At 59.2% G+C, this 15,568-nt stretch carries 15 protein-coding genes; 7 read left to right on the top strand and 8 right to left on the bottom strand.

All coding sequences use genetic code 11. The features are described from left to right. Window positions 1-30: 30 nt before the first annotated feature. The 3 genes from uvrC to QN377_RS06030 all read right to left on the bottom strand — a co-directional run bounded on the left by uvrC (window position 31) and on the right by QN377_RS06030 (window position 2,992). Entirely contained in the window at window positions 31-1,854 is a 1,824-nt protein-coding gene (gene uvrC / locus QN377_RS06040; protein ID WP_095000028.1) for an excinuclease ABC subunit UvrC, read from the bottom strand. A gap of 2 nt (window positions 1,855-1,856) precedes the next feature. Beyond that, window positions 1,857-2,495 carry a UvrY/SirA/GacA family response regulator transcription factor gene (gene uvrY / locus QN377_RS06035; protein WP_322212803.1) on the bottom strand — a complete coding sequence of 213 codons (639 nt, stop codon included), beginning with the start codon at window positions 2,493-2,495 and terminating at the stop codon, window positions 1,857-1,859. Between the two features lie 116 nt (window positions 2,496-2,611). Beyond that, a complete protein-coding gene (locus tag QN377_RS06030) occupies window positions 2,612-2,992 on the bottom strand; it encodes a helix-turn-helix transcriptional regulator (RefSeq protein WP_322212801.1) in 381 nt (126 codons plus the stop codon). A gap of 81 nt (window positions 2,993-3,073) precedes the next feature. Here QN377_RS06030 and QN377_RS06025 point away from each other — a divergent pair, with 81 nt between their 5' ends. The 7 genes from QN377_RS06025 to QN377_RS05995 all read left to right on the top strand — a co-directional run bounded on the left by QN377_RS06025 (window position 3,074) and on the right by QN377_RS05995 (window position 9,741). Continuing rightward, window positions 3,074-3,316 (top strand): DNA-binding protein, encoded by a 243-nt coding sequence (locus tag QN377_RS06025; RefSeq protein ID WP_095018455.1) that lies wholly within the window; start codon window positions 3,074-3,076, stop codon window positions 3,314-3,316. A 654-nt stretch (window positions 3,317-3,970) separates the two neighbouring features. Continuing rightward, window positions 3,971-5,059, top strand: coding sequence for a 3-deoxy-7-phosphoheptulonate synthase (locus tag QN377_RS06020; RefSeq protein WP_095018454.1), 1,089 nt, complete (start codon window positions 3,971-3,973; stop codon window positions 5,057-5,059). 109 nt (window positions 5,060-5,168) lie between these two features. Continuing rightward, window positions 5,169-6,050, top strand: coding sequence for an esterase/lipase family protein (locus tag QN377_RS06015; protein WP_095018453.1), 882 nt, complete (start codon window positions 5,169-5,171; stop codon window positions 6,048-6,050). A 106-nt stretch (window positions 6,051-6,156) separates the two neighbouring features. Then, window positions 6,157-6,438, top strand: coding sequence for a peptidylprolyl isomerase (locus tag QN377_RS06010; RefSeq protein ID WP_016781241.1), 282 nt, complete (start codon window positions 6,157-6,159; stop codon window positions 6,436-6,438). A gap of 123 nt (window positions 6,439-6,561) precedes the next feature. After that, complete coding sequence (locus QN377_RS06005; protein WP_186348372.1) at window positions 6,562-7,332, top strand: 3-hydroxybutyrate dehydrogenase; 771 nt, start codon at window positions 6,562-6,564, stop codon at window positions 7,330-7,332. Between the two features lie 147 nt (window positions 7,333-7,479). Continuing rightward, window positions 7,480-8,586: an enoyl-CoA hydratase/isomerase family protein gene (locus QN377_RS06000; RefSeq protein WP_095000023.1), complete on the top strand. Its 1,107-nt coding sequence runs from the start codon at window positions 7,480-7,482 to the stop codon at window positions 8,584-8,586. A 3-nt stretch (window positions 8,587-8,589) separates the two neighbouring features. Further along, window positions 8,590-9,741: an acyl-CoA dehydrogenase family protein gene (locus QN377_RS05995; RefSeq protein ID WP_095000022.1), complete on the top strand. Its 1,152-nt coding sequence runs from the start codon at window positions 8,590-8,592 to the stop codon at window positions 9,739-9,741. Between the two features lie 118 nt (window positions 9,742-9,859). Here QN377_RS05995 and QN377_RS05990 read toward each other — a convergent pair whose 3' ends face one another. From QN377_RS05990 to QN377_RS05970, 5 genes are read right to left on the bottom strand one after another with little or no spacing between them, the layout of a single operon-like run. Further along, the gene (locus QN377_RS05990) at window positions 9,860-10,633 is read right to left on the bottom strand and encodes an enoyl-CoA hydratase (protein ID WP_095000021.1); all 774 of its coding nucleotides are present in this window, start codon (window positions 10,631-10,633) and stop codon (window positions 9,860-9,862) included. A 16-nt stretch (window positions 10,634-10,649) separates the two neighbouring features. Beyond that, a complete protein-coding gene (locus tag QN377_RS05985) occupies window positions 10,650-11,777 on the bottom strand; it encodes an acyl-CoA dehydrogenase (RefSeq protein WP_095018452.1) in 1,128 nt (375 codons plus the stop codon). A gap of 9 nt (window positions 11,778-11,786) precedes the next feature. Then, entirely contained in the window at window positions 11,787-12,980 is a 1,194-nt protein-coding gene (locus QN377_RS05980) for an acetyl-CoA C-acyltransferase (protein WP_095018451.1), read from the bottom strand. A 10-nt stretch (window positions 12,981-12,990) separates the two neighbouring features. Then, a complete protein-coding gene (locus QN377_RS05975) occupies window positions 12,991-13,758 on the bottom strand; it encodes an SDR family NAD(P)-dependent oxidoreductase (RefSeq protein ID WP_095000018.1) in 768 nt (255 codons plus the stop codon). 15 nt (window positions 13,759-13,773) lie between these two features. After that, on the bottom strand, window positions 13,774-15,432 hold the full coding sequence (locus QN377_RS05970; protein WP_095018450.1) for an AMP-binding protein: 1,659 nt from the start codon (window positions 15,430-15,432) through the stop codon (window positions 13,774-13,776). Between the last annotated feature and the right edge of the window lie 136 nt (window positions 15,433-15,568).

The following is a 15,568-nucleotide window of genomic DNA, read 5'->3' as shown; positions in this document are numbered from 1 at the left end:
GCACAACTGGCTACGAGGTGAGGTGGCATTCTACTCGCTGTGCAGGTTTGCATAAATCAACTCAGCGAGCTTTTTACTGATCCCGGGTGCTTTGGCGATCTCCTCGATGCTTGCACGAGATAGCTCCTGTAAGCCACCAAAATGTTTCAATAAATCTCGGCGGCGGGTCGGCCCTACCCCTGCAATGCCTTCCAGCGTTGAGGTTCGACGGGTTTTTCCGCGTCGCGCCCGGTGCCCGGTAATTGCAAAGCGGTGGGCTTCGTCACGGATTTGCTGGATCAGATGCAAGGCCGGCGAGTCACCCTTGAGGGTGAATTCATGGGCCGCATCATTCAGGTAAAGCGTTTCAAAACCAGCCTTGCGCGTCGTACCTTTGGCCACGCCAAGCAAAATCAGGTCGGGTACTGCCAATTCATTCAACACATCACGGGCCATCGACATCTGCCCCTTGCCACCGTCGACCAGAAGAATGTCCGGCAGTTTGCCCTCTCCCTCCTTGAGTCGACTGAAGCGCCGCATCAGTGCCTGGTGCATGGCGGCATAGTCGTCGCCTGGCGTGACACCTTCAATGTTAAAGCGCCGGTAGTCGGACTTGATCGGCCCCTCGGGGCCAAACACCACGCAGGACGCCACAGTGGCCTCGCCGCTGGAGTGGCTGATGTCATAGCACTCCAGGCGCTGCGGAATCTCGTCGAGTTTCAATACCTGGGCCAAGGCTTCAAAACGCGCCGCCACATGCAGGCGATTGGTCAGGCGGGCCATCAGCGCTTGCTCGGCATTGGTGACCGCCAACTGCTGCCAGCGCGCCCGGGTGCCGCGCACACGATAGCTGATCGCCAGCTCTCGGCCACGCAGCTCGGCGATTGCATCGATAATCGCCCCGAAGCTCTCATGCTCCACGTTGACGATCAACTCGCTGGGCAGGTCGCGCTCGGGGCTGCTGATGTAGTACTGGCCAAGAAAGGCCGCCATGACTTCGGCGACATCTTCCTCAATACCTACCTGAGGGAAAAAATTCTTGCTGCCCAGCACACGCCCGCCGCGCACGTTGATCAGGTGCACACAGGCGCCGCCCGGGTTGACGAAAGCGGCAATCACGTCCACGTCGCCGTTACCGCCCTCCATGCTTTGCTGGTCCTGAACCCGGCGCAGCAAGGAAATCTGGTCACGCACCTCAGCGGCACGCTCGAAGTCCAGCGTGCTGGCAGCCTGTTCCATGGCTGCGTTCAACTCATCGGTCAGGGCACTGCTACGCCCTTCAAGGAACATGATCGAATGGCGTACGTCCTCGGCATATTCCTGCGGGTCAACCAGGCCGACGCAAGGCGCCTTGCAACGCTTGATCTGGTACTGCAAGCAAGGTCGCGTTCTGTTTTTGAAGTAGCTGTCGTCGCACTGACGCACCAGAAAAGTCTTCTGCAGGATACTCAGACTTTCACGGATGGCGCCGGCGCTGGGGTAAGGCCCGAAATACTTGCCTTTCAGTTTTTTGGCACCGCGGTGAATACTCAGCCGCGGGTATTGACCATCCGACAAAAACACATAGGGGTAGGACTTGTCGTCGCGCAACAGGATGTTGTACGGCGGACGCCACTCTTTGATAAGCGTCTGCTCAAGCAACAGCGCTTCGGTTTCGTTGGCGGTGATAGTGGTTTCAATTTGCGCGATACGCGCAACCAGTGCAGCCGTCTTGGGCGCCAGGCCGGTTTTGCGAAAATAGCTGGCCAGGCGTTTTTTCAGGTGCTTGGCCTTGCCCACATAGAGAAGCCGCGCATCGCTGTCGAACATGCGATACACGCCGGGTCGACCACTGCAGGTCGAAAGAAATGCACTTGCATCAAACACGTCTGTCATCTCTAACCAGCATCAACCATGCCGTGACGAACGGCCAGCAAGGCCAGCTCAACATCGCTCTTGACCGAGAGCTTCTCGTAAATACGGTAGCGATAGGTGTTTACCGTCTTGGGCGACAAACAAAGCTTGTCAGAAATAACCTGAACCTTCTGACAGCCAACAATCATCAGGGTGATCTGGATTTCGCGCTCGGACAAGGCATCGAAGGGAGAGTCGCTGGCAGGCTGAAAAGATTTGAGCGCCAGTTGCTGTGCCACTTGCGGACTGATATAGCGCTGGCCTGCGAACACCTGGCGAATTGCCTGAACCATTTCAGCCAGACCGGCACCTTTGGTCATGTAACCCGCCGCGCCTGCTTGCAGCAAGCGCGTAGGAAAAGGGTCTTCTTCACACACGGTCACAGCGACAACCTTGATATCCGGGTGGCTGCGCATCATCTTGCGAGTAGCCTCAAGACCACCAATGCCAGGCATTTTGACATCCATCAGGACCACATCCGGCTTCAATTCACGAGCCCTGAGCAACGACTCTTCGCCGGACTCGGCCTGACCGACCACCTGCAGACCTTCGATATCGGCCAGCATTCGTGTGATCCCTGTACGCACAAGATCGTGGTCATCGACCACTAGAACCCGAATCAAGTCGACACCTCGCAAATTGGTCTTGGTTGATTGCCGACACCATAGCAAAAACTAAAGCACCAACCTATCGACTTGCGTCAACTATCCCTGCCAAAGCATTAAATCCTTTTAAACATTCATTCCTTGACGGGATCTACCTCCTTAGGATCACGGCGTTCCTTTGCCGCTTGAGGTACCGATAATTCTGCCAGGGTAGTGGTGAGGCGGCGAATGGCGTCCTGATCCTCCTTGTGCAGCACCCTGTAACTGATCAGCACCTTCTCTTCAAGATGACTCAAATTATCGAGCAGGGTCGGGGTTGGACTGCCGGTCAACACGTAAAGCACGTCAACACCCCGGGCAGCAACGCGCGACAAGTAATCTGCCTTGGGTGCGCGGTCACCATTTTCATATTTGCCCTGGGCATTAGCCTCGACACCACCGATTTCGCCAAAAGTTTTTTGCGACAAACCTAGCCGCTCTCGCTCCTGCCGCAAGCGCAAACCAATTCCACTCATTTGGATGTAGGATCCCATTTTAAACACCCACAAGGATGGTATAATCGATAAATATTAAACAACTTTGAACGGTTTTGAACTATGACCGGAATTCGTACCGCTGCACAAGCCAAGGCATGGCTGGAACACCAGGGAAAGTCCGTTCAAGAGTTCGCTCGGGAACATGGCATAGACCCGGCTACCACTTATCAAGTGCTCGCCGGGCGCAAAAAGGGGAAACGTGGTGAAGCCCACAAGGTAGCGGTTCTTCTGGGCATGAAGGACGGGATCATTCCGTCCCAGGGCACGCATCTGACAGAAGCTAAGGATGATGAGTTAGCTTGAGTATGCGCCTAATCGGGCGACAGGCCCGATTTAGTGTTTATACTGGCTCAGGGGCCCGATTACAGGGCTCTGCGCCCTGCCCCGGCATTGCACACGTGCAGGCCAATAGTGATCGTGGGAGTTCCAGATAGTATTTTCTTATTGAATCTGCCCGTTCGCCTCGCGTAAGCTGCAAACCATCAATCGGAGACCACCCATGTTGCATCACGCCACCACCGCCATCTGCATGACCACACGCCAATCGCGTCTGGCTGCTGCTGTGTGCGCGAACAACATGCACTCCACAGCACGATTTTATTTTGGGTATTGGTTTAGCCACTGGCGCGCCTGATACCCACACGGCGCCCACTACTTAGGGGTCGCCTGACAGAGAATTCTCACCCCCGGTCGGCTTCCCGACCGGGGGTTTTGTTTTTTTGGCCCCTGACATTTTCTTGAATTGAGGATTTACCCCATGAACTACGCCACTTATTACCGTTTCGACCTTTGCACTGCATGGCGATTTATCAGCCGCCGTTCGGGACAGCCTGCCGCCTCCGAACGGACCCACATTGGTGGCACACACGTACTTACAGCCAGTCTGGCCAATTGTCGAACACCCCACTAGGGCTGAGCGCGCCGGACAACCCGCCGCCTGCCCAGGAAGCCCGAACCATGAACGCATCCGTATCCGCCCTGCCAACCGTACACGCCGTATCTGCCCCGGTGACTACCCGTCGCCTGCCCACGGCAGCACAACTCAAACAGCAACTGCCCCTCAGCGATGCCCTGCGCGTCCAGATCAGCAGCCAGCGCCAGGCCATTCGCGCCATCCTTGACGGTGAAGACTCCCGTTTACTGGTGGTGGTCGGCCCCTGCTCCATCCACGATCCCGTCGCCGCCCTGGAATACGCCAGCAACCTGGCTGCCCTCGCCCATGATGTGCGCGACGACATGCTGCTGGTAATGCGCGCTTACATTGAAAAACCGCGCACCACCGTGGGCTGGAAAGGCCTGGCCTACGACCCGCACCTGGACGGCAGCGATGACATGGCCCACGGCCTGACCCTTTCGCGCGAATTGATGCTGGAGATGCTGCGCATGGGCCTGCCGGTCGCCACCGAGCTGTTGCAACCCATCGCCGCCGGCTACTTCGACGACTTGCTGGGCTGGGTAGCTATTGGCGCCCGCACCACGGAATCGCAAATCCACCGCGAAATGGCCAGCGGGCTTGATTTGCCGGTGGGCTTCAAGAACGGTACCGACGGCGGCGTGGCCATTGCCTGCGACGCCATGCGTTCCGCCGCCCACAGCCATCGTCACTTCGGCGTCGACAGCCAGGGCCACCCGGCAATCGTCGAGACCCGTGGCAATCCCGACACCCATCTGGTGTTGCGCGGCGGCCACAGCGGTCCCAACTACGACCGCGCCAGCGTCGCCAAGGCGCGTGCAGGGCTTGAGAAGTCCGCCATCCCGGCCCGCATGATGGTCGATTGCAGCCACGCCAACAGTGGCAAAGACCCGCTGCGCCAGCCGCAAGTCTTCAATGATGTGCTTGAACAACGTCTTGCCGGCGATCACTCGCTGATCGGCATGATGCTCGAAAGCCATCTGTTCGAAGGCTGCCAGTCCCTGGGTGCAAACATGCGCTACGGGGTCTCGGTGACCGATGGCTGCCTGGGCTGGGACGCGACCGAGCAACTGCTGCGTAACGCCGCACATCAGTTGCAAACACAGCGCCACACCGCCAAGGCCATCGCCTGACAGACGCGTTCGGCAAACCACAGCGCAACCAGGGACAATGCCTACGGTTGCGCGAGGCCGGTATCGACTAAGGTGTTTTTATGGTTCAAAAACACCTGGAAAATAGCCCATGGACGACTCAGCCAATACCAAGTATCCGATATTACTGGTACACGGCCTCTTCGGTTTCGGCCGCATAGGCCCATTCAACTACTTCAAAGGCATCAAGCAAGCGCTCGGCGGATCGGGCGCCCGGGTTTTCGTACCGATCATCTCGGCCGCCAACAACAACGAGACCCGGGGCGAGCAGCTGCTTGAATATATACGCGGGGTTTGCTCGCGCACCGGGGCAACACGGGTCAACCTGATCGGCCACAGCCAGGGTGCCCTGACAGCCCGCTATGCGGCAGCCGTGGCCCCCCTTATGATCGCCTCCGTCACCTCCGTCAGCGGTCCGAATCATGGCTCCGAAGCAGCAGACCGCTTGCGCCAGGCCTTCGTGCCCGGATCGCTCCCCGAAACCGTCGCCGCCGCCCTGACCACCTCGTTTTCCAGTTTCCTGTCCGCGATCACCGGCCACCGGCAATTACCGCAACACGCCCTTGAAGCCCTCAACGCGCTGACCACCGAAGGCGTTGCCGCCTTCAACCTGAAATACCCCCAGGGCCTGCCCGCCACTTGGGGCGGCATGGGCCCCGAGCAGGTCAATGACGTTCTTTATTACTCATGGAGCGGCATCATCAAGGGTTCACGGTTGTCGGAGTCGCTAAATCTGCTCGACCCTCTACACAATGCCTGCCGCATCTTTGGCAGTTTCTTCACCCGCGAGAGCAAACAGAACGACGGGCTGGTCGGACGTTTCAGCTCGCATCTGGGCCATGTGATCGGCTCGGACTATGCAATGGACCACTTGGACACCATCAATCACCTGGCCAGAATGAACCGCACACGCATTGACCCTGTCGCCCATTACCTCGATCACGCCAGACGACTAAAGGCAGCGGGAGCATAAGCCCACCGGCAAACCCGCAACGAAATATAGCTAAGCGCACTTTTTGCCGAGAAAAACCCTACTGAATCCGGTAGGCTCGGCACTTTCTTGAAAGGAGTACACCCTCATGGCCAAAGCCACTGCCCGTCATATCCTGGTTGCCACCGAAGACAAGTGCAACGAACTGAAAGCCCAAATCGAAGGCGGCGCTGATTTCGCCGAAGTTGCCAAGGCCAATTCTTCTTGCCCATCCAGCCGTCAGGGCGGCGATCTGGGCTCTTTCGGCCCGGGCCAAATGGTTAAAGAATTCGACACTGTCGTGTTCAGCGCGCCAATCAACGTGGTGCAAGGCCCGGTTAAAACCCAGTTTGGCTACCACCTGCTGGAAGTCACCAGCCGCCAGGACTGATCCTCTGCGCGCTGCGTGAAGACGGCCCGCCTTTTGGCGGGTCGTTTCGTTTGGGCAACGGCAAATCCCCGTGCTACGTTTCCTCATTCACGAATCCGTCGTGACGCATCCGAGGAATTGATCATGAGCCTTACAGGTAAAACTGCATTGGTTACCGGCTCCACCAGCGGCATCGGCCTGGGTATCGCATTGAGCCTGGCCAAGGCCGGAGCCAACCTGATCCTCAACGGTTTTGGCGATCCGGCCAAAGTGATTGCCGAAGTCGAACAGTTCGGCGTCAGGGTAGGTCACCACCCCGCAGATGTCAGCGACCCGGCGCAGATCGCCGACATGATCGATTATGCCGAACGCGAATTCGGCGGCATCGACATCCTGGTCAACAATGCAGGCATTCAGCATGTAGCCAGCGTCGAAGAGTTCCCGGTAGAGCGCTGGGATTCGATCATCGCCATTAACCTGTCCAGCGTGTTCCACAGCACCCGCCTCACCCTGCCCGGCATGCGCAAGCGCGGCTGGGGGCGCATCGTCAATATTGCCTCGGTTCATGGCCTGGTGGGCTCGGTCGGCAAGGCCGCCTATGTCGCCGCCAAGCACGGGGTAATCGGCCTGAGCAAAGTGGTGGGCCTGGAAACCGCCACCAGCAATATCACCTGCAACGCCATTTGCCCGGGCTGGGTGCTGACGCCGCTGGTGCAAAAACAGATTGATCAGCGCATCAGCCAGGGCATTGACCCCTATCAGGCGCAGCACGACCTGTTGGCCGAAAAACAACCTTCGCTGGAATTCGTCACCCCGCCGCAACTGGGCGAGCTGGTGCTGTTTTTATGCAGTGAGGCTGGCAGTCAGGTACGGGGCGCGGCATGGAATGTCGATGGTGGCTGGCTGGCGCAATAAGATCGCGCATTGCTGCACGCCCAATATGCAAAAATGCACAGCAACCCTGCACTTATCAGGGTTGTAATGGGCAAATTTGCACTGTTAGCATCGGTTATCGTTCACCCGTGAACCCCCTTAAAAATAATATAAAGCAGGGAGTTAGTGATGACTGCTCAGGTTTCCTCCTCACCGACACCGGATATCGCGCAGCTGCAAAGCACCGTTCTGGCCGAGGTCCGCAACCATATTGGCCACCTGACCCTGAACCGCCCAGGCGGACTCAATGCCATCAATCTTGAAATGGTCCGCAGCCTCCAGCAGCAACTCGATGCCTGGGTCGAAGACCCGCAAGTCAAGGCCGTGGTACTGCGTGGCGCGGGCGAAAAAGCCTTCTGCGCGGGCGGAGATATACGCTCGCTGTACGACAGCTATCAAAACAACGACACCCTGCATACCCTGTTCTTTGAAGAGGAATATGCCCTCGACCTGACCCTGCACCGCTACCCCAAACCCGTTGTGGCCTTGATGGACGGCTTCGTTCTCGGCGGCGGCATGGGCCTGGTGCAAGGCGCGGATCTGCGCCTGGTTACCGAGCGCAGCAAATTGGCGATGCCGGAAGTGGGCATCGGTTATTTTCCTGACGTTGGCGGTAGCTACTTCCTGACCCGAACGCCAGGTCAGCTAGGCACTTACCTGGGCGTCAGCGGGGTCCAAATCCGCGCTGCCGATGCCTTGTACTGCGGGCTTGCTGACGGCTATCTGGAAAGCACCGCATTGCCTGAACTGGACAAGGGCCTCGACAGCCTCAACTGGCAAAAATCCCCTATCGATGACCTGACCGCGCTGGTAGCCCGATTCGCCGTAACCGTATTGCCCGACCCACCGCTGGCCAGGTTGCGCCCGCTGATTGACAGCGTTTTCGCCCAGGTCGACATGCCACGGATTATCGCCCATCTGCGCGCTGTCATAGCCCCGGAAACTCGCGACTGGGCCAATGAAACCGCCGACCTGTTGCAAACCCGCTCGCCGCTGGCGATGGCCGTGACCCTTGAAATGCTGCGCCGTGGCCGAGCGCTGCCCCTTGAGCAGTGCTTCGCCCTGGAACTGCACCTGGATCGCCAGTGGTTTGATCGCGGCGACCTGATGGAAGGCGTGCGTGCATTGATTATCGACAAGGACAAGAAACCGCAGTGGAACCCGCCCAGCCTGGATGCACTGGATCCAGCCCATGTCGCCAGTTTCTTCACCGCATTCAACGCCAAGGGAGCCTGAGCCATGCAAGACATCGAACTGAGCGAAGAACAAGTGATGATCCGCGACATGGCTCGCGACTTTGCCCGGCGTGAAATCGCTCCCCATGCCCAGGCCTGGGAAAAAGCCGGCTGGATCGACGACGCGCTGGTGGCCAAGCTTGGCGAACTGGGGTTGCTGGGCATGGTGGTGCCGGAGGAATGGGGTGGCACTTATGTCGATTACGTCGCCTACGCCCTGGCCGTGGAGGAAATCTCAGCGGGCGATGCCGCTACCGGCGCCCTGATGAGCATCCACAATTCGGTGGGCTGCGGGCCGATACTGAAATACGGCAGCGAGGCACAAAAACAGACCTGGCTGGCGGAGCTGGCCAGCGGGCAGACCATCGCCTGCTTCTGTCTGACCGAACCCCAGGCCGGCTCCGAAGCCCATAACCTGCGCACCCGCGCCGAGTTGCGTGACGGTCAATGGGTGATTACCGGTGCCAAGCAGTTTGTCAGCAATGGCAAGCGCGCCAAACTGGCCATTGTCTTTGCGGTAACCGACCCTGATCTGGGCAAAAAAGGCATTTCGGCGTTTTTGGTACCCACCGCCACCCCCGGTTTTATTGTCGACCGCACCGAACACAAAATGGGCATCCGCGCCTCGGACACCTGCGCGGTAACCCTCAACAGCTGCAGCGTGCCTGAAGCCAATATGCTCGGCGAGCGCGGCAAGGGGCTGGCCATTGCCCTGGCCAACCTGGAAGGCGGGCGAATCGGCATTGGCGCCCAGGCATTGGGCATCGCCCGTGCGGCCTTCGAGGCAGCACTGGGTTACGCCCGTGACCGGGTGCAATTTGACAAGGCGATCATTGAGCACCAGAGCGTGGCCAATATGCTCGCCGACATGCAGACCCGCATCAATGCGGCACGCCTGCTGATCCTGCATGCGGCGCGCCTGCGCAGCGCGGGCAAGCCCTGTCTGTCAGAAGCTTCGCAAGCCAAACTGTTTGCTTCGGAAATGGCCGAGTATGTGTGTTCCAAAGCCATCCAGATCCACGGTGGCTATGGCTACCTTGAAGACTATCCGGTGGAGCGCTACTACCGCGATGCGCGGATTACCCAGATTTATGAAGGGTCGAGCGAGATTCAGCGCATGGTGATTGCGCGGGAGCTGAAGAATTACCTGCTTTAGAAACTGGCTCAAAACCAGTGGGAGCGGGCTTGCTCGCGATGCAGGCGGCTCGGTGCTTCTCACACACCGAGTTGAGGCTATCGCGAGCAAGCCCGCTCCCACATAGAGGCATGTGCAGTTATTGGTTCTTGAACTGCGCCTCGCGTTTTTCAACAAACGCCGCCATGCCTTCCTTCTGGTCCTGTGTGGCGAACAAGGCGTGGAATACCCGACGCTCGAAACGCACACCTTCAGCCAGGTTCACCTCAAAGGCACGGTTGACGCATTCCTTGGTCTGCATCAGCACCGGCAGGGACTTTTTGGCAATGGTGGCCGCTACCTTCAGCGCTTCGTCGAGCAATTCATCCACCGGCACCACACGGGCCACCAACCCCGAACGTTCCGCCTCTTCTGCGCCTATCAGGCGCCCGCTCAGGCACATTTCCATGGCCTTGGCCTTGCCCACCGCACGGGTCAGGCGCTGTGTGCCGCCCATGCCCGGCAACACCCCCAGGTTGATTTCAGGCTGGCCGAATTTGGCGTTGTCCCCGGCCAGAATAAAGTCACACATCATTGCCAGTTCACAACCGCCACCCAGGGCAAAACCCGCGACTGCAGCAATAATCGGCTTGCGCCTGGCCGCCACACGGTCGCTGTCGGAAAACAGGTCATCAAGATAAATTTGCGGGTAGCTCAGGTCGGCCATCTCCTTGATGTCCGCACCGGCAGCAAAGGATTTCTTCGAGCCGGTGATAACGATACAGCCAATCCCGTTATCGGCTTCCAGCCTGTCCAGCGCGTGGTTTACTTCGCGGATCAATTGCGCATTCAGAGCATTCAGCGCCTGGGGCCGGTTCAGGGTAATCAGGCCCACTTGCCCATGGATGTCCAACAGAATGGTTTCGTAGCTCATCGCTAATGTCCTCGATTCAAAGATTGCGCGAAATGACCATGCGCTGAATATCACTGGTGCCTTCATAGATCTGGCACACCCGCACATCGCGGTAGATCCGTTCCAGCGGGAAGTCGCTCAAATAGCCATAACCGCCCAGGGTTTGCAACGCCTTGGAGCACACGCGCTCGGCCATTTCCGATGCAAACAGCTTGGCTTGCGAGGCCTCGACCAGCGCCGATTGCCCACTGTCACGCAGTGCCGCAGCGTAATGGACCATCTGCCGGGCGACGGCGATTTCCGTCGACATATCGGCCAGGCGAAACGCCACCGCCTGATGCTCCACCAGGGGCTGGCCAAAGGTCACGCGTTCGCGGGCATAGTCGCGGGCCGCTTCAAAGGCTGCACGGGCCATGCCTACGGCTTGTGCAGCAATACCGATGCGCCCGCCTTCCAGGTTGCCCAGGGCAATCTTGTAGCCTTGCCCCTCTTCGCCCAGGCGGTTGGCCACCGGTATCTTCAGGTCAGTAAACAGAATCTGGCAGGTGTCCGATGCATGCTGCCCCAGTTTGTCTTCAACCCGGGCCACGCTGTAACCCGGAGTATCCGTGGGTACGATAAACGCGGTAATGCCACGCTTGCCCGCCGCCGGGTCCGTCACCGCAAACACGATCACCACTCCGGCGTTTTGCCCTGAGGTAATGAACTGCTTGCAGCCATTGAGAATGTAATGATCGCCTTCGCGGCGGGCTCGGGTTTTCAGGTCACTGGCATCGGAGCCGGCCTGCGGCTCGGTGAGGGCAAACGCGCCGAGCATTTCACCGCTGGCCAGGGGGATCAGAAATTGCTGTTTTTGCGCCTCGCTGCCGTATTTGAGAATCGGCACGCAACCCACCGAGTTATGCACGCTCATGATCGTGGAGCAAGAGCCGTCACCGGCGGCGACTTCTTCAAGGGCCATGGCATAGGCCTGATAACCCGTGTCACAACCGCCCCACTCCTCGGGCACCAGCATGCCGAAAAACCCTAATTGAGCCATCTCGGCAATTGCATCACGAGGGAAGCGATGCTGCTTGTCCCACTCGGCGGCAAAGGGTTTGAGGCGTTCCTGGGCAAACTCTCGGGCTGCTTCGCGTATTTGTAATTGTTCGGGTGTAGGCAGCATACAAAATCCTTAATACAGACATTCCACGGCAATGGCCGTGGCTTCACCGCCGCCGATGCAGATGGCGGCAACACCGCGTGTAGCCTTTTGCTGGCGCAATGCCGAGAGCAAAGTCACCAGTATTCGCGCACCCGAAGCCCCAATCGGATGCCCCAGGGCACAGGCGCCGCCGTAGATATTGACCTTGCTGTGGGGGATATCCAGCTCGGTCATGGTTACCAGGCTGACCACAGCGAACGCTTCGTTGATTTCAAACAGATCGACCTGGTTCAGATCCCAGCCAGTGCTGCTCATCAGGCGCTTGATTGCCCCCACCGGTGCAGTCGGAAACAACCCCGGCTCATCGGCAAAGGCGGCGTGGCCGTGGATAACCGCCAACGGTTTGAGGCCACGTCTTTGCGCTTCGCTGCGACGCATCAGTACCAGCGCCGCCGCACCGTCGGAAATCGAGCTGGAGTTGGCCGCCGTCACCGTACCGCCCTCGCGGAACGCCGGTTTCAGGGTTGGAATTTTTGCCAGATTGGCCTTGGGCGGCTGCTCGTCATCACTGATCAGGCGCTGCTCTTTACCCACGGTCACCTGCACCGGGACGATCTCGCTGCTAAAACTGCCGTCCTTGATGGCCTGCTGCGCACGGGTCAGGGAGGCCACGGCAAAGGCATCCTGAGCTTCACGGGTAAAACCGTGATTCTGGGCGCAGTCTTCGGCAAAAGTCCCCATCAGGCGGCCACGGTCATAGGCGTCTTCCAGGCCGTCGAGGAACATGTGATCCAGCACCCGGCCATGGCCCATGCGGTAACCGCTGCGGGCGCGATCAAGCAGGTACGGCGCATTGGACATGCTCTCCATGCCCCCTGCCACCACCACATCGGCACTGCCGGCCAGCAGCCTGTCGTGCCCAAGAATGGCCGCTTCCATGCCCGAGCCGCACATCTTGTTCAGTGTGGTGCAACGGGTACCCTTGTCCAGCCCGGCCCCCAGGGCGGCCTGACGGGCAGGTGCCTGGCCGATCCCTGCCGACAGCACACAGCCAAACAACACTTCTTGCACACCATCGGCAGCAACACCCGCGCGTTCAACCGCTGCACGGATCGCCGCAGCGCCCAGTTGCGGCGCGGTCAGGCCCTTGAAGTCCCCCTGAAAGCCGCCCATGGGCGTACGCGCAGCACTTACGATTACAACCGGATCATTGCTGATTGTCATATCTCACCTCTTATTTCGCGGCCATGCGCAAGGCACCGTCGAGTCGGATCACCTCACCATTGAGCATGCTGTTTTCAATAATCTGACGCACCAGCGAGGCGTACTCGTCAGGCTTGCCCAAGCGTGGTGGAAATGGCACACCGGCGGCCAGCGATGCACGCACTTCAGGCGTCATGCCAGCCATCATCGGGGTTTCAAAAATACCCGGGGCGATGGTCATTACCCGAATGCCGAAGCGTGCCAGTTCACGGGCTGCAGGCAAGGTCAGACTGGCAATCGCGCCCTTGGATGCGGCATAAGCTGCCTGACCGATCTGACCGTCGAATGCCGCGACCGAAGCCGTGTTGATGATCACCCCGCGCTCGCCCTCGGCATCGGCAGTGGTTTCGGCAATCGCCGCTGCAGCCAGACGCAACATGTTGAAGCTGCCAATCAGGTTGACGTTGATCACCTGGCTGAATGTGTCCAGCCCATGGGGGCCGTTTTTACCGAGGATCTTTTCACCGCGCACAATGCCGGCACAGTTGACCAGCCCGTTGACCGCGCCAAAGGCGGCCACTGTAGCGGCCACGGCCGCCTGGGCGGCATCTGCCTGGCTGATGTCCGCCACAGCGCTGCGCGCCTGCTCGCCCAACGCCAGGGCCTGGGCGGCCACTGCTTCGGCGTTCAGGTCCACCAGCATCACTTTGGCACCTGCCTTGACCAGCATGTGCGCCGTGGCGGCACCCAGCCCCGATGCACCACCGGTGACGATAAAAACCTTGTTTTCGATTTGCATGATGATTCCTGAAAGTTAGACGCTGGCGCTTGCGGCCAGCTCAGCCTTGGCGATTTCCTGATTGCGCAAAATAAAGCGCTGCAACTTGCCGCTGGGTGTCTTCGGCAATTCGCTGACAAATTCGATTTCACGGGGGTAAGCGTGGGCAGCCAGCCGTTGACGCACGTGCAGGCGCAGGGTTTCAGCCAGTTGTGCATCCCCCAGATACTGAGGGCTCAACACCACAAAGGCTTTGACCAGCTCGGTGCGTTCACGGTCCGGCTTGCCCACCACGGCGGCCTCTACCACCGCCGGGTGTTCGATCAGGGCGCTTTCCACATCAAAAGGCCCGACGCGGTACCCGGACGTGGTAATCACGTCGTCGCTGCGCCCGACAAAACTGATGCTGCCGTCCGGGTTCAGCTCCACGGTATCGCCACTCAGGTAATAGTTGCCGACAAAAGCCTTGGTCTTGAAGCCTTCGTAGCCACCAAACCAGCACATCGGCGACTGGCTGCGATCAACCGCCAGAATCCCCGGCTGGCCAACGGGCAGCTCCTGATGATTGTCATCGAGCACCACGATGCGGTGGCCCGGCGAGGCAAAACCGGCGGCGCCCATATGCACCGGATGATCGAGCCCGTGATGGTTGCACAGCACCATGCCGACTTCGGTCTGGCCATAGTGGTCGTGGATGGTGACGTTGAGTTCATCGGCAAACCAGCGGATGACTTCGGGGTTGAGCGGCTCCCCGGCACTGCTGACCACGCGCAACTGGCCCTTGATCTTGCTGGCGAAGGCGTCACCGGCCGCAATCAACAGGCGATAGGCGGTGGGCGAACCGGTCAGGTTGGTAATACCGTATTTCCTGATGACCCGGCAGGTACTTTCGACCGTGAACGGGCCGTCGTACAGGGTGATCGGGTGGCCCATCGACAGTGGCCCGGTGATGCCGAAATAAATGCCATAGGCCCAGCCCGGATCTGCCAGGTTCCAGAACGAATCCTCGGGGCGCAGCCCCACTGCATCACGGGTGTAGCTCTGGAATGCAACGATGGCCTTGAGCGGCACCAGCAGCGGCTTGGCTGGCCCGGTAGTGCCTGAGGTAAACATCAGCAGGAACGGATCTTCACCGCTCAGCATCACCGGCTCACAGGTAGCCGGGTAGTTGTCCAGCTCTGCCCAGAAACTGAAGTCGCCACGTACCAGGCCCTGCCCCTTGGCTCCCGCCACCGTGACAATGGCCGGACAGTCATTGACCTCGTCCAACTTGACGCGGTTGACCGCATCGGTGACCACCAGCACGGCCCCCGAGCTGTTAAGCCGGTGTTCAATGGCCTTGGGCCCGAATGCGGTGAACAGAGGCTGATAGATGGCACCAATGCGCCAGGCGGCGAATGCGACGATCAACAACTCGACATTGCGTGGCAGCAAACCTGCCACCTTGTCGCCCTGCTTGACGCCCTGGGCGAGGAGAAAATTGGCAAAGCGCGCGGCCTGCTCCTGCAACTGAGTGAAGGTATAAGTCGCGCTGCTGGTATCGCGCCCCTCCCAGAACAACGCAATGCGGCCCGGCAAGGCATGACGGTCGCAGCACTCGACACAGGCATTGATCGCTGCCAGATGGCCATCCAGCGCACCGGCTACCGTGCGTTGGTAGTCAAAATCAGTCATCGAACTCAGATAGTCGCGCATCAGCAGAATCCCTCGGTCTTTATTTTTAGGATGGGAACCGTGAAAAATCCTGCTGATAATCGCCCTGCGAAGGCTCTGCAACAATGGTCAAAACACTCAAGCTGGGTGACTGCTTTGGCCAATGGCTACGAGCTTC

The organism is Pseudomonas sp. CCC4.1, assembly GCF_035019225.1.
Lineage (GTDB): Bacteria > Pseudomonadota > Gammaproteobacteria > Pseudomonadales > Pseudomonadaceae > Aquipseudomonas > Aquipseudomonas bubulae.
Note: the sequence above shows the minus strand (reverse complement) of the source record. Positions and strands in the feature narration are given on the sequence as shown.